The sequence below is a fragment of the Paraburkholderia sp. Cy-641 genome, assembly GCF_011752945.1.
Taxonomy (GTDB): Bacteria; Pseudomonadota; Gammaproteobacteria; order Burkholderiales; family Burkholderiaceae; genus Paraburkholderia.
In genome coordinates this window covers 42,830-60,507 of sequence record NZ_VWWM01000018.1, presented here as the reverse complement: position 1 = coordinate 60,507, position 17,678 = coordinate 42,830, and the positions used below count along the sequence as shown (strand labels likewise).

Below are 17,678 nucleotides of genomic sequence, written 5' to 3'. Positions count from 1 at the left end.
ACAATGGTCGCAGCGGCGGTCGCCAAAGAGCCCAATATCGTCCATACGTCCGGCGCGGAATGACTACCTCGAATGATGTTGGACGCGACTTGCGCAAGCAGTCCAACCAGAAATATCGCGCAAGACGCTCCCACAAAGTCCCAAATCGTCGTGCGCATCACCGTGGGGGGTGCGGCTAAAATCTTGGCCTGGCGTTGCCACGCGGTTCAGGCTGTGGCGTCGCGCACCGCGCTCGCCTGAAGTCCGGCAAGCTGGGCGAGCGCATCGGCCGCGCGCTCGAACGGTACGAAGATGTGATCGTGGAACGCAGCAGCAACGACGTTGCAACTGATGCTCGCCTTTGTCAGTGCCTGCGCCACCGCAGCGGTCAGCCCCACCGCCTGCAGATCGGAATGGACGGTCAACGTAATCCAGGCTGCCCGGAACAGCACGGGCAGTCCCTCACGCAGAGCCGTTACTTCATCGACTATGACCGTCATCCCCTCGCGCTCACGAAAGGTCGCCACGGGCATGAAACGCGAAACGTCCGTCCCCGCCTGCACCGAGGAAAAAACGTAGGCGCCGTCATTCAACTCGGGTTGCATCGACGCCAGCAACTGCTCAAGGTTTGAAATCGGTTGACTCACTATGTCCCCTCAGCCATATGAACGTTAGCCTGGGCATCCTTGCCGACGGCCGGCAGCAGGATGCTCGCATTCGCATCGGTTAAAATTGTCACTCATAGTACGTGTCATCATAGAGCGTGGCCCCAAACAGGTCAAATCCGTACGCTTCGATATCTTCACGTTCGAGATGTCGATGCAGTACGACCCCCTTGCCCTCTTTGGAAAACGCCTGATCGAGCTCCGGAAGGCGCGTGGCTGGTCACAGGAGCGACTTGCGCTCGAAAGTGGCCTCGCGCGGTCGTACATTGGTGGCATCGAACGCGGTCAGCGCAATATCGCCCTCTATAATATCTGCGTGCTCGCCGCCACACTCGGGGTTTCACCCGCTGCCCTGCTGGATTTTGATGGCTACGCCAGTTCGTAACCGAAGCTGCCCTCTGCTCACTCGCACCGGTACCCGCAACTCCGTCATGGCAGCAGAAAGACCACTGACGCATCAATCGATCACCTCAGCACGTCACCTGTCTACCGTCCCACTCTCCGTGATACATCATGACAAGTCATGCGGAAAATCCGTCCATCGTGATATTAATATGGATTCCTTATTTTTTGATCTAACCGAATCTTGATTTCTGCCCGGCGTCGCCTATGATGCGTAGGTGAAGTTGCCCGCTGGAGCCCATCCAGCATCCTTTGCCGTACCGTCGCTTATGCGACTCCTTTTGCGGTTGTGCTTCGTCCCACTGTCTGGACCACCGCAGGTCAGTTGACCCGAAGCTTCCTTGCTGACCCGTCTGGGGAATTGTCATTCCCCGACACGGGCACTGGCGATTCCCTTTTTTCGTTTCTGGAGAATCGTCATGAATCAGTCTGTCGAACCCCGCAAGTATTTCGATCTTCACCTGCGCGGCCTCGGGTATCTGTCCCGCGTTCGCGATGTCACTGCCCGAGGCAATGGCCGCAGCAAGGCCAAACCCTTTCTCGCTTGTGCGATCTCCGCATTTCATGGCGATCCAAACGTCGAAAACGGCATCGTCTACCTGCCCCTTGACCTGATCGTCTCCGGCGAAAAGGCGAAGGATGCAGTCCGCTCCGTCATGGATGATGCCAACGATCCCGATGTGAAAGTCCTCGCCGCTTTCCGCTCCGGCGACCACTATATCCGCACGTTCGAGCGCACCGGCAACCGCGCTGGCGAAACGGGCGCCGTCCTCAAGGGACGCCTCCTCAAGCTCTTCTGGATCAAGGTCGACGGCCAGGAGGTGTATCACGACGAAGGCGACGACACCGAAGCCGGTGCCGACACCTCACGCGAGATCATCGACGGACACGAGATATCGCAACAGCACGACGATCACGACACTGCGTCTGCCGTGGAACAGGTCAGCGACCATGACACCGGATCGTCCAGCGAGAACGCTCTGGCAACCGGCCGCTCCGCACCTCGCGCCAACCGTTATCCCCCACTGCGCCGTCAGGGCAACGGAAACGTCCGCCAGCCTGCTGCCGGTAACAGCTAAACAGTTGCTCATCGGGCCTGGCCCGACCCCGGAGGATGAAGCGGATGTGGCGAATCTATAGCCCACGTCAGAGTTAACATGGATGCGCAGCGGCATAGAAGGTCGGCGTAGGGGAATGGTGCCCTGAGCCCGTTAAACAGTTGGACCCGCAGCCCTGCGCGCACCCCGGAATGTGACGGCGGGCAGTTATGCCCCCAAGCACGGTTACCAGAATTCGATCACGAGGGCTGCTGCCGCTGCCATCAATCTGGCAGGAGGTACCATGCAAGTTCTCTATCCCCGCTGCGCCGGACTCGACGTGCACAAGGACACCATTGTGGCCTGCGTGCGCTGCGTGTCTGCCCCGCAGCATCGCGAAGTGCGCAGCTTCGCTGCCACCACGAGTGGACTGCTCGAGCTCAGCGACTGGCTTGCGTTGTATGGCTGCTCGCACGTGGCCATGGAAGCGACCGGCGTCTATTGGAAACCGGTCTGGCACATTCTCGAAGGGCGCTTCGAGCTGGTCCTGGCCAATGCCCGCCACATTCGCAACGTTCCTGGACGCAAGACCGACGTCAACGACGCGACGTGGATTGCCGATCTGCTTGCGCATGGCCTGATTCGCTCCAGCTTCGTGCCACCCGCTGCCACCCAGGAGTTACGCGATCTCACACGTACGCGCAAACAACTCGTACGCGAGATCTCCCAGCACAGCCTGCGCATCCAGAAAGTGCTCGAGGACGCCAATCTCAAGCTCAGCAGTGTGCTGTCAAACGTGCTCGGCTGCAGTGGCCGCGCCATGCTCGAGGCCATCGTCGCCGGTGAAGACAATCCCGAGCGGCTCGCCGCACTGGCTCAAGGCAACGCACGCAAGAAGGCGCCCGAACTGCGCGAGGCACTGCGCGGCCGCATTACCGCTCACCATCGGACGCTACTGAAACTTCATCTGGAGGTCATCGACGCCCTGCAACACACCCTCGCTGAACTGGACGCGACCCTGGGAAAAGCGCTGGCGCCAATCCGGCAATGTGTCCGCTTGCTGAGCACTATCCCTGGCGTGAGTGACGTGACCGCCCAGGTCATCCTTGCCGAGGTCGGCGCTGACATGACGCGCTTTCCTGATGCCGCCCACCTGATCTCTTGGGCAGGTCTCTGTCCGCGCAATGATGAGAGTGCCGGCAAGCGCCGCAGCACCCGTGTGCGCAAAAGCGGCACATGGCTGAAGACCGCGCTCGTTACCGCCGCATGGGCCGCCGTTCGGGTGAAAAGTACCTATCTGCATGCCCAGTTCCTGCGAATCAAGGCAAGACGCGGCCCCAAGAAAGCCATCCTCGCCGTGGCCGCTTCTATGCTCACCGCCGCGTGGCACATGCTATCCGGCGGGGTCGTTTATGCAGACCTCGGCGCCGAATACTTCAGCAGGCTCGACACCGGAAAAACCATCCAGCGCCTGCTCAAGCGGCTTGCCGACCTCGGCTACCACCCTCAGCCGGCTGCTTCATCATGAGCGCTTCTTACCAGCCCCTCACGTCCCCTGCTCCATGCAGGGGCTTCACCTTCACGCCGGGCCGTATCGCCGGCTTTCCGGAGCGACGCACTGCGCACCGCTCCGGAAAGTCGGTGTTCACCTATAGACTGTCGCCCGGGCCCACGGTGGCCCAGTTACGCCGTGCCGTTTGTGCCGGACTGATCGTACCGGTCCAGAGCGGAGCCTGGCGGCTCGCTGCCTGCCAGGCGTTATCCGTGATTCACCCTTCTGGTCAATGACGGATAACCGTTTCACTGCCGGCCTGCCAGTTGCAGGCCCGTCCGTCGTCACGTCAGGCGACACGTTTTGCAGTCCTGTCCGGTGCCTCTGTCTGCGCGACTGCACCTGGTGAATCTGCCAGGCCTGGATTCCTTCTCCCCGTTGGGGCGTTCGCACGCCCCAACGGGCCCGGATGCCCCTTTTTTTCTTCAAGGAGCATTCAATGTCCATCCTGCAATCTGCCTGTTCCCGTCCGTTACGGAGATATCCGGCGGTCTTCTCCCTCTCTTCGGGAGCATGACCATGGGTATGGACGTCATTGGCCGCTCGCCAGTTTCCAGCACAGGCGAATACTTCCGCAACAACGTCTGGTGGTGGCATCCGCTCTGGCAATACTGCGAACTGATCGCACCCGATATCATCCCGCGAAACAATCTGGGACATTCCAACGACGGCTGGGGACTCGACCACCAGGCTTCCGCCGCACTGGCCACCCGTCTGGATTCAGCTATCTGCAAAGGGCATACAGCAGCTTACGCGCAGGCAAGGGAAACGCATCTCGCGTCCCTGCCGGCGGAATCCTGTCCTATCTGCGGTGGCTCCGGCATGCGCGCCGAACCACCCGCTATTGGTCCCGGAACACTGACCTGCAATGGGTGCAACGGGATGGGCCACCGGCCCAATTTCGAAACGAACTATCCGTTCAGCGTCGAGAATGTGCGCGAGTTCATGGCATTCCTTCGCGACTGCGGTGGCTTCCGGATCTGCTAGCCACCACTGCAGTGCCTGGCGAACCCGGACCTGCATCCGCGCTTGCTGCACCGATGGTGTTCAACCCACGCAGGGAATGTGCTTCCCCGCCGGAGCAGTCGTCCTCCACTTCTTCCTGGAGGAAATCATGAGTCAGGTCCCGATTCCCTCTCCCGCTGGGGCGTTCGCACGCCCAACCGGCCCGGATGCTTTTTTTCAGGAAACGTCCGATGCCCACCCTGCAATCCATCACGCCCTGTCCAGCACGACATTCCTGGCCGCTCACACCAACTCTGCAGGCGTGACCATGGGTATGGCTCCATCGGTCCCAGTCCCGTTTCCGGGACAGGCAGATATCTGCGCGAAACAGGATGCCTGCACGAGACATGACAACGGCCGGATGACCTAGCAAGTCCAGTATTACCCATCTTCGAATCGCCCGATGCCTGCAACGCATCGAGCTCCTTCAACCCTTCAAGAGAGCAAACCATGAAACATCCAGTACAGCCCCGCGACCCCTCTTCGGATCGCCGTGATGAGATCAAGCAGGAACTCGCCGGATATGGCTACCGCATCGAGTATGACGCCGGAGCCATCCCGGGCGAAGCGCACAACCTCATCAGCCTCGACACGGGAGAAGCCGTCGACGACGTGCCCGAACCAATCGCGCAACTGGCAGCGGAATGGTCGCAACTGACCGACGACCTGGAAAACCCCTGATACCAGCCCACGTGCCGATTGCCACTGTGACTGCCACATCGGGAGTCTTTCGACTACAGACTGACCTTCACATTGGCGTTTATGCCGTTCAACCCACGCGGGGAATGCGTTCCCCGCCCGGGAAACCGTCCTCCGCATCTTTCTGGAGGATGTCATGAATCAGACTGCTGAAACACACACCATCTCCGCCACCCTCGTGCCCGAGGAGTGTCGCATGGAGATCCTGCCGCGCTACTTCGGCAAACACATGATCCGCGGCGAAATTGCCGTCTACACCGCGATGGAATCGCTTTGCGATACCTATCGCGGAGGATTCTGGGACTATATCGAGCTATCCAACGACGCGTTCTACATGGCACCCCGCCTGGATGGTCCGCTGACCATCTGTTGCGATGGCAACGGCTATGCCGGCGAGATGAGCAACGACGCGGCCGGCATCGTAGCCACGCTCTTCGCACTCAACGCACTGGCGTGGTCAATGGAAGACACGACCTTCACGGAACTCTACGACCGGCTGCTGGCTTTCGTGCCGTCTCATCCCGAGGCGCGCGAGATATTTGCAGCTATCGACTGACGCCCGGCCATTCCCTCACTCCTTGCGGAACGCAACCCGCAGGGGAGCGTCTCCGCACTATTCACGGAGACAATCATGTCAACCTGTGCGCTTCTTGCCCCCCGGTCACGCGGCACGCAAGACGTTTTTCGCAAACCTGACACGCTGGGCCACGCGGCAAACTGGCCTGATGAGGACAGCGATTCACTGCAGCCGGCTTTTGAGTGTCACGACGGGCGATCGCTGCCGCGCCATACCGACCGGAATGTCAATCTTCCCGATGGTCTTTATCTGGGACTCTTCAACGGCCGCGATACAGCGTTCACCGCATCGCCTGCATGTGGGTTCGACGGCCCGCTGATCGGCCGGCTGCGATACTGCCACACGGTCGAGGCGCGCGAAATAAGGCTCGAATTTCTCGATCCGTTCGAAGGCCACAGGTTCTTTCCCGACATGGAGGTGATCACCGGACCTGACGGCCACGTCCCTACAGGCAGGATCACGCTACCCATCCAGCCCGGCCTCAGCTCGGGCGCGATCGTGTTCGATGACCGGTACTTCGCCGACTGGACAGTTTTCATCATCAGCTCAGTACGGACCGTCATCGGTCGTGACCTCCGGTCGCAGCAACGGGTGTGACCGCGGTCCTGCCGCTGACTCACATCCCAGCACCGGTTCAACGGTGCATTCCCCGCGGGGCATCGTACCCGCCCCGGGACGATGCCCCGCTTCACTTCATGAGGTGCATCATGGGATGGCTCTTTGGCCATGGGCAGACGCGTTCGCAACTGATCGATCGCCTGACCCGCAATGAGGAACACAACGGCACAACGCACCGCTGCCTGCGTCACTGCACCAGCGGCAATGTGCTCTGGACCGTATGGGAAATCACTCGCCCCGCAGAAGCGCCTTTCCGCTATATCGGCTGCGATCTGCTTGCATGCGATAAAGGTTGCGACGGCTGGGGCTACAAGGACATGTGCGAGGAAATGGAACCCTTCCATTACTCGTGTCCGCTGGCCTACCTCGACATGGTTCCCCCTGCTGCGCCTGAATGGCGCGAACAGGTCCGAGCCTGGCACGCCGCACGTTCACGCGCACTCGCGCCGGGCGACATCCTGACGCTCAGCGGGCTGTCGATCAGCGAGGCCATGGTAGTCGGCCGGCGTCAGCGCACGTGGATTGTCGAAAGCGATGGCCGGCTTTTCCGGTTTCCACCGCGACTCTTCCGTCACATCGTCGAACAGCGACGCGCGAATCAACCCGTCGCGTCATCCGTAGCGTAGTTCGTATCGAACGCCTGGCACACACGCCGGACGTCATTCCCTTGCGCATCCGATCTTTCCAACCGGCGGGACGCCATGCCCGTCAGGGACGATCCCGCCTCACTTCGTGGAGGCATCATGATTTCCCTCTCCGGCACGCTCGACGTGCGAACCATCAAGGGCAGTAACGGCCCGTTCCAGGTCGGTGAACTCACGACGTCTGTCGGCGAGTTCAAGGTCAAGGACAAGCTCCTCGAGCAGTTCGAGCCCGGAGCCTACACCGGCACCTTCCTCATCGACAAGATCTATCCGCACAGCTACGTGTGGTACGGCAAGGTCACCGTCGAGATCCGCGCGAGGCTCGCCGACGTGCAGCTCGACAACGACGAGCCGTTCAGCGAGACAGGACAGACGCCCGCCTCGACCGAACCGGACCCCGCCGATGAGGAACGCACACCGGGTACGGCTACAACGGCGCCCACCGATGAAGCCCCCGTCACCGCTCAAACAGGAAGCGACTCCGGTGAACTGTATCTGCCCGACCTCTTCGGGACTGAACTGGCCGATGCCATCGTCGCCGGTGACCCTGTGAAACTCGATCCGACCGTCGACCGCGCAATGCTCCGTCGACAGCGCGACCAGCTTCGCGCGTTCGGCTATGCGTTGCAGGCCTCCACCCAGACCTGGCTGAAAGCCTGAGTCCTTCCAGTTGCGGCGCGCCGGGTCTTCCAGACCAGCGGCTCGCCCTGCCTCTCCAGGAGATTCAACATGGCCCTGATCTTTCCCCGGCTCGCCAGAAATTTCGTGAAGAATGGCTATTTCCCGACCGATGCCGTCACGCTCGGACGGATCATTCCGGCTCTTGCATTGGCCGATCCCGATCGGCCCGCCCGGCTGCTTGACCCTTGCTGCGGCGAAGGCGCCGCGCTGCACGACCTGAAGGATGCACTCGCAGGATTCCCTGTGGCACCCGACACCATTCGCGCATTCGGCGTCGAATATGATCGCGAGCGTGCGTGGCACGCGAAGGAAGTCCTGGACACCGTAGCGCATACGGACGTCCACGACATGTTCATCACCGCACGCAGCATGGGGCTGCTGTTCCTCAACCCACCGTACGGTGACGTCGTATCGGACAAGGCACAGACGGGCGAGCGCCAGCCCAATCGCCTCGAGAAGCTCTTCTATCTGAAGACGGTCCCGTGGCTCGCATTCGGCGGTGTGCTCGTGCTGATCGTGCCGCATTACGTGATGGATCGCGAATTCGCCACGATGATCGCGCGCAACTTCAGCCACGTCGAGGTGTTCCTTGCGCCCGACCAGACGTTCAAACAGATCGTACTCTTTGGCATCAAGCGCAGAGCGGACGGTGTCGACAGCGCAATGGCGACACGACTCGCGCGCATCACCGAAGGCGAGTTGCCACCGGAGTTGCCTGAGCACTGGACCGCGGCTCCTTACCGCATTCCTTCGACAACCGGCGAACATGCGTTCATGTCCACGCGGATCGACGCGCCGCAGCTCGAGCATGAACTGGCGCGGCTGCAGAACGCCACGCTCTGGCCGCAGTTCGCCACGATGTTCGCGTCGAAGGCGGTGGTGCCGCGCCGCCCACTACGCGACCTGTCTGACTGGCACCTTGCCCTGGCACTTGCGGCCGGACAGATCACCGGTGTGGTCACCGGCGCTGACGGCACGCGCTTGCTCATCCGCGGCGACACCATCAAGCAGAAGGAGCAGGAAATCCAGATCGAGGAAACCGACAAGGGCGACATCCGGACCACGATCCTGATGCGCGACCGGTTCGTTCCGACGATCGCGGGCATCGACTTCACACCGGGCCCGAACCTCGGCCGTATTGTCACGATCCGGTGACGCGAATCACTTAATGCGGATCACTTCTCCAACCCTGCGGAGCCTCGCCCCGCAGGAGCGGGTTCCGCGCTGACAGGACACGCACCATGACTGATACATCCCTCACTGGACAGCCTCTTCCCGCCTTCATGGTTGGCTACAACCTTGATCTCACTCACCGGGTCGTTGTCGGAATCCGGGCAGCCAGCGCCGACGCGGCCCGTGCTATTACACACGCTGCGTTTGACGCAGGCACGCTATGGGAAGACACGGCCGACCGCCCACTGCTCTACGACAGCGATGAAGAAATCGATGGGCAAACCGTGCAGTTCGACGCAACGCCGGTTACGACCTGGCCGACGGCCCACGAATCCGTTGCCACATCAAGGCTGCGGACCGCTGCGCCACGCCTGCTCACACTGGCTCGCCTTGTCGATAACCGCCTGCCGCTGGAATCGACGATCGCAACGTGGCATCCGGAAGCGCTGTTGACAATGACACTCACGGTCGGACAGGTGCGTGAGCTTCGCGCGCTGCTGGCACAGCTGGCTGCCTGTTGACCAGCCTATCCTCTTTTCAATCCCGTATGCGCCCTGTTCGGGCGCTTTCCCGGACCGTCGAAACCGACGTTCGGGGAAAGCGGCTCCCGCTACCCCTTGCCACGCCCTTACCCCCGCTGGTCGGCCGGCAGCCGACCCGTCGTCGCCCGTTACGCGACACCTTCCGCAGTATCGACGCAGCTTCCTTCCGGCGCCTTCGTCTGCGCGGCTGCGACTTCCTTCGGGAAGCCCCGGAACTTTCCTTCAACCCGCCCGGGCCAGCACCCGGTGGGTGCCCCGGACATTCATGCAGGAGCACCCTATGCTGTATCCCGTCAAGGAACTGCAGGACATCTTCGCCGATGCCTGCGTGCGTGCCCCCGGTGGCGAACTTGCCTTCATTTCCGTCTTCGGTCGTGACGGCGCCGTCCAGCAACTGTACGCGTCGCTGCACCTGGGCATCCAGGAAGGCGGTATCCGCCAGATCACGCTGCTTGATCCAGACAGCAGCCAGGCGCTGGCCGTTGTTCCCGTCGGCGATCCCCGACGGCTGGACAAATACAGCGGTCGCCTGCCGAAGGACAACCTGTTCGGCAATCTCGTCCATACGTGGATCTATGACGAATCGCTTCTGAACCCGTCGAAAGCAACCGGCTCAGCCTGGTTGCTGGTCGACCGTGAAACGCAGGCGCATGACGTCGAGTCACTCGAAGCCCGCACCTGGTCGCTGATCGAACAACTCAGCCCGATACCGCTTCTGCCGCACTGGCGCAAACGGGTTCTCGACACGCTCGGGGACCAGGTGACAGGCAATCTGGATCAGACATCCCATGCGCCCATCGGGCGTATCCACGCCTCCCGGATCGTACTTCCTGACTCGTTCGGCGAAGCGATCTCCGGCTTCGTTCGCGACGGCTCACTCGGGCTCGACTGACTCACCCGTGTCCGATTACGGACACGCAACCGACCTGGCAGGTCTTCAGTTGCACCTGCCATCCACCTAACCGTGCGGGACATCCGGCTTCCCGCACGGGAACCGTCGCGCCCGCACCTTCCGGAGACCCATCATGGAAGCTGTGCAATCCGATGTCGTCGACAGCAATGTCATATCCGATGAAATCCCGTCGGACACCCAACCTGGTGATGTAATCGCCCTGCCAGAGTTCATCTCGAACTTCGGAGCCGGACTGCTCGACGCCGTGCGACAGCAGAATCCGTCGATCTACGACGGCCAGCGTCCATCACGCTGGGACGCCCTGCTCGACGGTCTCTCCCGTCAGCCATTCCCCGCGCAGCGCGAGGTCATTCACGCGATCACGACGCTGCTCACACAGCACGCACCGGGCGGCGTCATCAATGCCGAAATGGGAACCGGCAAGACGCTGATGGGCATCGGCGTCGCCGTCCTGCTTCATCACTGCGGTTTTCCGCGCACGCTCGTTATCGCGCCACCCCACCTTGTCTACAAATGGCGACGTGAAATCAGGACCACGGTACCCGGCGCGCGCGTCTGGATCCTCAATGGCCCGGACACACTGCGCAAGCTGCTCCAGTTGCGCGTGATGCGCTCGAAACCTTCGGTGCCGGAATTCTTCATTCTCGGTCGCGTTCGCATGCGGATGGGATTCGACTGGAAGCCCGCCTTCGCACGCCGTGTCGCCACACTCGATATGGAAACCGATGCGGTCACGCGCGTCTTTGCGTGCTGTCCTTCATGCGGTGAATTCATCTGCGATGAGGACGGCAATCCGCTGACGCCTACCCTGGCTCGCCCCGCACTCAACGAAAAACGGCGTGCATGCAGTTGCGGCGAGAGGCTGTGGACCCTGGCGCCCAAAGGCCAGGGCACCCGGTCGATGCGTGAGCTGGTCAAGGGCGCATTGCTGCAGATGCCCACGGTCGGCGAGAAAACCGCCGAGCGCCTGCTCTCACGTTTCGGCGAATCGATGCTCGCTGACATGCTTCAGGACAATGTGTTTGAGTTCATTAACCTGATGGACGACAGCGGCGAACTCGTGTTCTCCGACCGGCAGGCCAGACGCATGGAGCGGGCGCTGGCCCACACCGAAATCTCGTTCGGCCAGGGCGGCTATCAGGCCTCGGAATTCGTGAAGCGCTATCTGCCACAGGGCTACTTCGGTCTGCTCATCGCCGACGAAGGCCACGAATACAAGAACGAAAACTCCGCCCAGGGCCAGGCCATGGGTGTCCTCGCCCGCAAGGCGTCGAAAACCCTGCTGCTCACCGGCACGCTGATGGGCGGCTACGCCGACGACCTGTATCACCTGCTCTATCGCCTGAATCCGGGCATGCTGATCGAGGACGGGTTCAATTACAACAGCAATGGCTCGATGGCCGCCGCCACGATGGCGTTCATGCGCGAGCATGGCGTACTCATCGACATCCACAAGCAGGTGGATGAAGGTTCGCACCGCACGGCGAAGGGCGATCGCAGGAGCGTCTCGACCGTAAAGGGTCCGGGCTTCGGCCCCAAGGGCATCATGCGATACGTCGTGCCCTACACGGCCTTCCTCAAGCTCTCGCAGATCGGCCAGAACGTCCTGCCGCCGTACGACGAAGCCCTGTTGCCGGTCGCGCTCACCGACGAGATGGCAGCCGCCTATCGAACGCTCGAATCGACGCTCACATCGGAACTGCGCGCCGCCCTGCGCTGCGGCGACAAGAGCCTGCTCGGCGTGGTGCTGAACACGCTGCTCGCCTGGCCGGAATGCTGCTTTCGTCCGGAACTCGTTCGGCATCCACGCACAAAGCGGATTCTCGCCAGCGTGCCTGCCTTGCTGCGCGACGATCAACCCGGACCGAAGGAAGCGGAGCTGTTGCGGCTTGTTCGCGGCGAACTGCTGAACCGCCGGCGCACGCTGGTCTACACGACCTACACCGGCACACGTGATACGTCGGTGCGACTGAAGAATCTTTTCGACGCAGCCGGTGTCCGGGCATCCGTGCTTCGCGCAAGCGTCCCTGCTGAAAAGCGTGAGGACTGGGTCGCCGACCAGCTGGAGCGTGGCGCCGAAGTCATCATCACGAACCCCGAACTGGTCAAGACCGGGCTCGATCTGCTCGAATTCCCGACCATCGCTTTCCTTCAGTCCGGATACAACACGTACACGCTCCAGCAGGCCGCGCGCCGGAGCTGGCGTATCGGCCAGACACTCGATGTCACCGTGCGTTTTCTTGCCTATGAAGGTACAGCGCAGATGCGGTGCCTCAAGCTGATGGGCCAGAAGATTGCCGTCTCGCAATCGACTTCCGGCGACATGCCCGAGTCCGGTCTCGACATTCTCAACCAGGGCGGTGAAAGCATCGAGGTCGCTCTCGCCCGTCAGCTCGTGAATCAGGAATAACCAGAAGCACTGGCTCCGCTACCGCCGTCGGCCTATATGAATCGGCGGACGCAGCGGTACTTCCCTTACCCGCATGCGGGCCAACAGCCCGCTTCGTTCTTTCCCAAACTGGAGGTCATCACCATGATCTGTTTCAACGCTTCTGATCTGCGTCCGGTTCTCATCGAAGCCCGTACGCATGCCAGCCCCGTTGTCCTCGTCAAGGACCAGGGCGTGTACATGCTGTCAGAGAAAAGTGACGCCCCTGATAACGGTCAGCCGCGACTCATTGCGTACGCCGTCGGATGCAACCCCGACACGGTGCCATTTGATGAGTGGTGGCACCGCTCACGCGGGGAGTTCGGCGGTGACGATTTTGTGGAATACCTCGATCAGGACAGCGCCATCTTTGACCGGGTTATCGACGACGGATGGAACCTGGAAATCCGGGCGGACGCAACCTGCCTTTATATGAATGCGGTCGAACCGTGAGCATAACCCTGATCATTGCATCGGGTCTGGTTGTTGAAGAAGTCCCACGCTGCCCCTGTTCTCGCAAGAGCCAGGGGCATTTTCTCGTCTGTGCGTCGGGCAGGTACGCGCTGGTTGCCGATGAATCTCCTAAGATATAGACGCATACCAGAACAAACTCCAGCACCGGCGATGACATGATCCAGTCGGTGCAGTTGGCCGGCAGCGCGATTCATCACTGCGATGACACCCGCCATCGTCGCATCGCCGCGTGCTGACCATCATGCCAAATGTTCCGCTTTTGTCGTCGCTTCGCGCCATAGTTGTGCGTCATGCGGCAACACCACCCGGGCATAGCACCCTCGCAGCCTGCACCGGAACGATGGTCGCAGTATTGGTCTGGTATCCCGGGCATCACGCTCTCATCCTGCTTGTGCTGCCAGCCGCATGGTCAAGGCTCCGTGGTCGCGTGACCGGCTTTGCGATCTGGGCGAGTTATTACCTGATGGGTGCCCGCGACATACCGATCGTGTGCGAACGGTTCTTTGCCGACTACCAGGAATTGACACGGCTCACCGCCCTTGCGCTCGGCGTAGTGTTCTGGCTGCTGCAGGCCATCGTGCTTGCACTCCCGTGGATGATACTGAAGCCCGGTCCGGCGGCATCAGCATGGAGCCATGCGTGGCGTACGGCGCTGGCGACAGTAATCGTCACGATTCCGCCAATCGGCATCATTGGATGGCTGTCGCCCGTACACGTGGTGAGCGCGCTGTACCCCGGCTGGCAACTTGCGGGCATGGCCCTCGGTATGGTCACGTTGTGTGCAATCACCATGCCTCGATATAGCCCCAAGGCATGGCTCGCATGTGCTGTTCTCGCTGCACTGTCTGTCTGCGCTCATTGGCAATGGACGCAGCCCGCCGTGCCTGTCGGATGGAAGACCGTGGACACAGCGCTCGGTCGCTTCGATCAATCAAGCTACTCATCACTCTACGCGCGGACCATCCAGCTTCAGGTAATCGTTCGGCGAACGTTCGCAAGCGGTGCCGGCGTGGTGATCCTGCCCGAAGAGATCGCCGGTCTATGGCGCCCGGCCATGTCGCTCTGGTGGCGTCCCGACATCGAACACATGCGAGCGGCGGGACAGACGCTCGTGATCGGAATGGATATTGGTGTAACAACGACGCCCTTCCGGTACACCGACAGCGCGATTATCACAGGTGCGGAACGTGGCCGGATGGACAGCCGGCAACCCGTGCCGGCCGCGCTATGGAAGCCCGGCGGACAGACCAGCGCAATCAGGGGGAGCGTGGATCAGCCTTATCTGACGATCGCAGGCCGCCGTGTTGCCATGTCACTCTGCTATGAGGATCTGCTGTGGTGGCCGCATTGGCGAACGCTACTGGACAGACCCGACGTCATCGTCAGCCAGTCGAATGGCTGGTTTGATGCAGACCTCGCCGTTGCGGGAATCCAGCAGCAGAGCATCGCATCGGTGGCGCGCCTGGCAGGCGTTCCGCTACTGCGCGCCACGAACAGATGACCGGACCGCTTATTTGCCGGCGCCGTTCACGGCATCCTTGAATGCCTTGCCCGCGGTGAACTTCACCGTCTTCGCGGCAGCAATGCTGATCTCCTCACCGGTCGCCGGATTGCGGCCTGTACGGGCAGCGCGGCTCCCCTGACTGAATGAACCGAAGCCGACCAGTTGCACAGCATCGCCCTTGACCACCGCGTTCGTAATCGCTCCAATGACGGCATCGATGGCCTCGCCCGTGACGGCCTTGCTCGCGCCCGTCGACGACGCGACGGCATCAATCAGTTCCTGCTTGTTCATGTATGGATTCCTCTGTCGATGAATACGATGGCCCGCCCGCTTGCCAGAAACGGCTACCTCGGCAGTGACGGCTCTAATGCAAGCGCGTACCGTACCGCGAAGCAGGCAGACCGCGCAAGCCCCCGCTCCGCACTGCCGGGAAACGTGACGAGAGCAACAAGCACAGAAGAAGATCTGCATCGCTAACGGCATGCCCTTGCTTGCACAGAAAAAGCCCGGACAGTGACGGCACGAACCCTGGTCCTATTGATTTCGGTTCAGATATCTCTTTCATCGACGTCATCTGGCGCGATCAGGCGCGCCGCGAGGAGGTTGCGCAGCCACTGTGCAACGTACCGATGGTGCTCGTTGTACCAGGCGGTCTGGCATGTCGTCGTCATGTTCCGCTCGCGCGAGGCGTTCGCGCTGCAACGAAGCATAGGTAGGATTCAGCTCACAGCCCACGAAATGCCGCCCGAGTTCCGCAGCCACTGCCGCCTTCGTGCCACTGCCTATGAACGGATCGAGCACCACGTCATCGATGCGGCTGCCAGCGCAGCATGCAACGTCGCGCGATTTCCGGTGGCATCACAGCCAAATGTGCACCACGATAGCCTGCCGGTGCAACAAACCAGACGTCGCGCATCATCACCGGCCGCGTCGCCGCCTGTTTGTCCCTGGCGCATCGTTCGTTAAACCCAACATACAGGTGCGAATGTCCGTGCTGTTTGTCGGAGACGATTCCCCTGCGGCCATCACGCGTCGTCCAGCGATGTTCGCCACGGCTTCCGGTCACGGCCCGCATCGGACGGGCCACGCGCGTACCACCGTTTGCGCGATAACTGCGGGCCTGCGCCTGTACATCCTGTGCGAGAAGAACGAGTGTCGATTCGCGCGGTGGCGTCCTGATCGCATCGAAGTCGCTGTAGTACCGTGCCCGCCTGGACAACAGGAACACATACTCGCAAAAAGAGGTCGGACGATCGAGTTGGCTACCGGGCATCCCATTGGGTTTCGCCCAAATGATCGCCGAGCGCAGATACCACCCGTCGTCTCGCAGCGCAAACACCAGCATCCAGGGAGTTCCGATCAGATCCTTCGCCTTCGGGCCACGCGAAACCGCGCTGGCGCGCCCCGCCCCCCTGGACCGGTCCATGTTTGCGTCCACCGAGCGTGCTGGAAACCTGCCAGGCGCGGGTTCCCTGATCCGCGGGGCCTTGTTCAGCTACTCTCGGATGACGGCGATAACGGCGTTCGTGGCAAGAAGCAACTGCCGTCGATCCTCGAGGATCGCGTTTTCTTCCATTTCACGCGCACTGCGCTGATCGCCGAGCATGACGAGGAGCAGAACAAGTACCGGCGCCGCGTCGTGAAGGTCGCTATCGATCAACACTTTGCGTACGCGTTCATGCTGCTCAACGTTGCATGGACGCGCGCACGGCACGACGTCCTTCGTATTCGCCGATGAGGTAGATGAACGGCCTGCGCTCGAGGTAAAGGGGGAGGTTGCGGTGAATGACATTCTCAGCCGTATCCTGTACGAAAGAGACGACGCCGGTACGTCCACATGCGCGGGCTGCGCGTCCTACGACGCGTCTCGGACAGTGCATGGACCGATATGTCGCCGTGCGCGCGAACGACCCGGCATGCGCACTGTTTCTAGCCGAGGCTGAGGTACACTGCGCATCTCATCTGCGTTCTGGATTGGTGCTCGAATGTCGCAGAGCGACTGTAAAACAAGTCCCAATCGTCCTTGCGCCGGTCAGCCGATCTGAAGATTCTATGCTATTTGAATCGAATCCAACTCCAGCAGATAAGGCCGCAATGCAGGCCATCGACGACCTTGTAAACGCAAAAAAGCTCAGCGACGTGAAAAAGATCTGCAAGAAGGCAGTGATTACGCAGACCGCGTTCGCTGACTTCATAATGGCGTGTGACTCAGGCGTACTGCGTCCGTGGATACACCAGATTTCGTATCGAGACTTTATGCCAAACTGGCAGTGGACTGACGAAGACGCAAAAAAGATCGGAGACGTCAACAACGGCCCGCTGACCGAAACGCAAACCAAGGCAATGCGAAAGTGGTATCAGCTTCTCAGCGAGCGCCGGTATCTCGTGGGACACATTTTCTATCTGCCGGATCATTCGAATTGGCAGTTCTTCTACTTCGACAACCGTGACCTGTGGCAATACGAAAACCACTTCATAGGTGGGCCACACGTCCACCTCATCAACCATCTGTGGCCCAACCGAACCGCGGAGTCCGTCTGGAATGAGTTCAGGAACGGCAACCCCGATATGAAGGGTGCCGAGCACATTCGCTTCGACCGCCCCTACGAAGGACCGCCACAAATCTGAACCTTCGCTCGGGAGCAGGTCATCTCGCGCATCGCATTATTCGGCACGGCATTCCATCGCGGCACACTCTTCACCGACATCACGGTTCGGCGCCTTCTCGAAGAAGCTTCTCGCGTGATCTCTTGCTCATGCTTACGGCGCGTCAGACTCTACTATT

The 17,678-nt window shown here is 61.1% G+C and carries 21 protein-coding genes and 1 pseudogene; 16 read left to right on the top strand and 6 right to left on the bottom strand.

What is annotated here, in order from left to right; all coding sequences use genetic code 11:
- Positions 1-206: 206 nt before the first annotated feature.
- Positions 207-626 (bottom strand): ACT domain-containing protein, encoded by a 420-nt coding sequence (locus F3J20_RS11945; protein ID WP_167283451.1) that lies wholly within the window; start codon positions 624-626, stop codon positions 207-209.
- 172 nt (positions 627-798) lie between these two features.
- Between F3J20_RS11945 and F3J20_RS11940 the strand changes: the two genes are divergently transcribed.
- The 15 genes from F3J20_RS11940 to F3J20_RS11870 all read left to right on the top strand — a co-directional run bounded on the left by F3J20_RS11940 (position 799) and on the right by F3J20_RS11870 (position 14,890).
- On the top strand, positions 799-1,029 hold the full coding sequence (locus F3J20_RS11940) for a helix-turn-helix transcriptional regulator (protein ID WP_167283450.1): 231 nt from the start codon (positions 799-801) through the stop codon (positions 1,027-1,029).
- Positions 1,030-1,465: 436 nt separating this feature from the next.
- Positions 1,466-2,125, top strand: coding sequence for a DUF3577 domain-containing protein (locus tag F3J20_RS11935; RefSeq protein ID WP_167283449.1), 660 nt, complete (start codon positions 1,466-1,468; stop codon positions 2,123-2,125).
- A 262-nt stretch (positions 2,126-2,387) separates the two neighbouring features.
- A complete protein-coding gene (locus F3J20_RS11930) occupies positions 2,388-3,611 on the top strand; it encodes an IS110 family transposase (protein ID WP_167283448.1) in 1,224 nt (407 codons plus the stop codon).
- 543 nt (positions 3,612-4,154) lie between these two features.
- Positions 4,155-4,622, top strand: a complete 468-nt coding sequence (locus F3J20_RS11925) for a hypothetical protein (protein ID WP_167283447.1) — start codon at positions 4,155-4,157, stop codon at positions 4,620-4,622.
- Positions 4,623-5,090: 468 nt separating this feature from the next.
- Positions 5,091-5,321: a hypothetical protein gene (locus F3J20_RS11920; protein WP_167283446.1), complete on the top strand. Its 231-nt coding sequence runs from the start codon at positions 5,091-5,093 to the stop codon at positions 5,319-5,321.
- Between the two features lie 154 nt (positions 5,322-5,475).
- Entirely contained in the window at positions 5,476-5,895 is a 420-nt protein-coding gene (locus F3J20_RS11915; protein ID WP_167283445.1) for an antirestriction protein, read from the top strand.
- A gap of 75 nt (positions 5,896-5,970) precedes the next feature.
- Entirely contained in the window at positions 5,971-6,513 is a 543-nt protein-coding gene (locus F3J20_RS11910) for a hypothetical protein (RefSeq protein ID WP_167283444.1), read from the top strand.
- 98 nt (positions 6,514-6,611) lie between these two features.
- The gene (locus tag F3J20_RS11905) at positions 6,612-7,160 is read left to right on the top strand and encodes a hypothetical protein (RefSeq protein WP_240162763.1); all 549 of its coding nucleotides are present in this window, start codon (positions 6,612-6,614) and stop codon (positions 7,158-7,160) included.
- Between the two features lie 117 nt (positions 7,161-7,277).
- Entirely contained in the window at positions 7,278-7,838 is a 561-nt protein-coding gene (locus tag F3J20_RS11900) for a DUF3275 family protein (RefSeq protein ID WP_167283443.1), read from the top strand.
- A 69-nt stretch (positions 7,839-7,907) separates the two neighbouring features.
- Positions 7,908-9,014, top strand: coding sequence for a DUF6094 domain-containing protein (locus F3J20_RS11895; protein WP_167283442.1), 1,107 nt, complete (start codon positions 7,908-7,910; stop codon positions 9,012-9,014).
- 86 nt (positions 9,015-9,100) lie between these two features.
- Complete coding sequence (locus tag F3J20_RS11890; RefSeq protein ID WP_167283441.1) at positions 9,101-9,553, top strand: hypothetical protein; 453 nt, start codon at positions 9,101-9,103, stop codon at positions 9,551-9,553.
- A gap of 301 nt (positions 9,554-9,854) precedes the next feature.
- Positions 9,855-10,466: a hypothetical protein gene (locus F3J20_RS11885; protein ID WP_167283440.1), complete on the top strand. Its 612-nt coding sequence runs from the start codon at positions 9,855-9,857 to the stop codon at positions 10,464-10,466.
- A gap of 133 nt (positions 10,467-10,599) precedes the next feature.
- Positions 10,600-12,897, top strand: coding sequence for a DEAD/DEAH box helicase (locus tag F3J20_RS11880; RefSeq protein ID WP_167283439.1), 2,298 nt, complete (start codon positions 10,600-10,602; stop codon positions 12,895-12,897).
- A 123-nt stretch (positions 12,898-13,020) separates the two neighbouring features.
- Positions 13,021-13,368 (top strand): DUF3085 domain-containing protein, encoded by a 348-nt coding sequence (locus F3J20_RS11875; protein WP_167283438.1) that lies wholly within the window; start codon positions 13,021-13,023, stop codon positions 13,366-13,368.
- Positions 13,369-13,618: 250 nt separating this feature from the next.
- Positions 13,619-14,890: a conjugal transfer protein TraB gene (locus F3J20_RS11870; RefSeq protein WP_345889875.1), complete on the top strand. Its 1,272-nt coding sequence runs from the start codon at positions 13,619-13,621 to the stop codon at positions 14,888-14,890.
- Between the two features lie 9 nt (positions 14,891-14,899).
- Here the strand turns inward: F3J20_RS11870 and F3J20_RS11865 are convergent, their stop codons facing one another.
- From F3J20_RS11865 to F3J20_RS11855, 5 genes and pseudogenes are all read right to left on the bottom strand, one after another.
- Positions 14,900-15,184, bottom strand: a complete 285-nt coding sequence (locus tag F3J20_RS11865; protein WP_167283437.1) for an HU family DNA-binding protein — start codon at positions 15,182-15,184, stop codon at positions 14,900-14,902.
- A 257-nt stretch (positions 15,185-15,441) separates the two neighbouring features.
- Entirely contained in the window at positions 15,442-15,564 is a 123-nt protein-coding gene (locus F3J20_RS32380; RefSeq protein ID WP_275691456.1) for a hypothetical protein, read from the bottom strand.
- 86 nt (positions 15,565-15,650) lie between these two features.
- Positions 15,651-15,694, bottom strand: a pseudogene (locus tag F3J20_RS32550) (hypothetical protein); the annotation flags it as partial.
- Between the two features lie 4 nt (positions 15,695-15,698).
- Positions 15,699-16,238 carry a DNA methyltransferase gene (locus F3J20_RS11860; RefSeq protein WP_275691452.1) on the bottom strand — a complete coding sequence of 180 codons (540 nt, stop codon included), beginning with the start codon at positions 16,236-16,238 and terminating at the stop codon, positions 15,699-15,701.
- A gap of 150 nt (positions 16,239-16,388) precedes the next feature.
- Complete coding sequence (locus tag F3J20_RS11855; RefSeq protein WP_167283436.1) at positions 16,389-16,685, bottom strand: hypothetical protein; 297 nt, start codon at positions 16,683-16,685, stop codon at positions 16,389-16,391.
- Positions 16,686-16,771: 86 nt separating this feature from the next.
- On the opposite strand from F3J20_RS11855, the gene F3J20_RS11850 reads away from it, so the two are divergent.
- Positions 16,772-17,521, top strand: a complete 750-nt coding sequence (locus F3J20_RS11850) for a hypothetical protein (RefSeq protein ID WP_167283435.1) — start codon at positions 16,772-16,774, stop codon at positions 17,519-17,521.
- The last annotated feature ends 157 nt before the right edge of the window (positions 17,522-17,678 follow it).

Excerpts from the sequence above, each read along its gene's own strand:
- F3J20_RS11940 (WP_167283450.1), top strand. The coding sequence starts at position 799 with ATGCAGTACGACCCCCTTGCCCTCTTTGGAAAACGCCTGATCGAGCTC.
- F3J20_RS11935 (WP_167283449.1), top strand. The coding sequence starts at position 1,466 with ATGAATCAGTCTGTCGAACCCCGCAAGTATTTCGATCTTCACCTGCGC.
- F3J20_RS11930 (WP_167283448.1), top strand. The coding sequence starts at position 2,388 with ATGCAAGTTCTCTATCCCCGCTGCGCCGGACTCGACGTGCACAAGGAC.
- F3J20_RS11925 (WP_167283447.1), top strand. The coding sequence starts at position 4,155 with ATGGGTATGGACGTCATTGGCCGCTCGCCAGTTTCCAGCACAGGCGAA.
- F3J20_RS11920 (WP_167283446.1), top strand. The coding sequence starts at position 5,091 with ATGAAACATCCAGTACAGCCCCGCGACCCCTCTTCGGATCGCCGTGAT.
- F3J20_RS11915 (WP_167283445.1), top strand. The coding sequence starts at position 5,476 with ATGAATCAGACTGCTGAAACACACACCATCTCCGCCACCCTCGTGCCC.
- F3J20_RS11910 (WP_167283444.1), top strand. The coding sequence starts at position 5,971 with ATGTCAACCTGTGCGCTTCTTGCCCCCCGGTCACGCGGCACGCAAGAC.
- F3J20_RS11905 (WP_240162763.1), top strand. The coding sequence starts at position 6,612 with ATGAGGTGCATCATGGGATGGCTCTTTGGCCATGGGCAGACGCGTTCG.
- F3J20_RS11900 (WP_167283443.1), top strand. The coding sequence starts at position 7,278 with ATGATTTCCCTCTCCGGCACGCTCGACGTGCGAACCATCAAGGGCAGT.
- F3J20_RS11895 (WP_167283442.1), top strand. The coding sequence starts at position 7,908 with ATGGCCCTGATCTTTCCCCGGCTCGCCAGAAATTTCGTGAAGAATGGC.
- F3J20_RS11890 (WP_167283441.1), top strand. The coding sequence starts at position 9,101 with ATGACTGATACATCCCTCACTGGACAGCCTCTTCCCGCCTTCATGGTT.
- F3J20_RS11885 (WP_167283440.1), top strand. The coding sequence starts at position 9,855 with ATGCTGTATCCCGTCAAGGAACTGCAGGACATCTTCGCCGATGCCTGC.
- F3J20_RS11880 (WP_167283439.1), top strand. The coding sequence starts at position 10,600 with ATGGAAGCTGTGCAATCCGATGTCGTCGACAGCAATGTCATATCCGAT.
- F3J20_RS11875 (WP_167283438.1), top strand. The coding sequence starts at position 13,021 with ATGATCTGTTTCAACGCTTCTGATCTGCGTCCGGTTCTCATCGAAGCC.
- F3J20_RS11865 (WP_167283437.1), bottom strand. The coding sequence starts at position 15,184 with ATGAACAAGCAGGAACTGATTGATGCCGTCGCGTCGTCGACGGGCGCG.
- F3J20_RS32380 (WP_275691456.1), bottom strand. The coding sequence starts at position 15,564 with ATGACGACGACATGCCAGACCGCCTGGTACAACGAGCACCATCGGTAC.
- F3J20_RS11860 (WP_275691452.1), bottom strand. The coding sequence starts at position 16,238 with ATGCTGGTGTTTGCGCTGCGAGACGACGGGTGGTATCTGCGCTCGGCG.
- F3J20_RS11855 (WP_167283436.1), bottom strand. The coding sequence starts at position 16,685 with ATGTCATTCACCGCAACCTCCCCCTTTACCTCGAGCGCAGGCCGTTCA.
- F3J20_RS11850 (WP_167283435.1), top strand. The coding sequence starts at position 16,772 with ATGGACCGATATGTCGCCGTGCGCGCGAACGACCCGGCATGCGCACTG.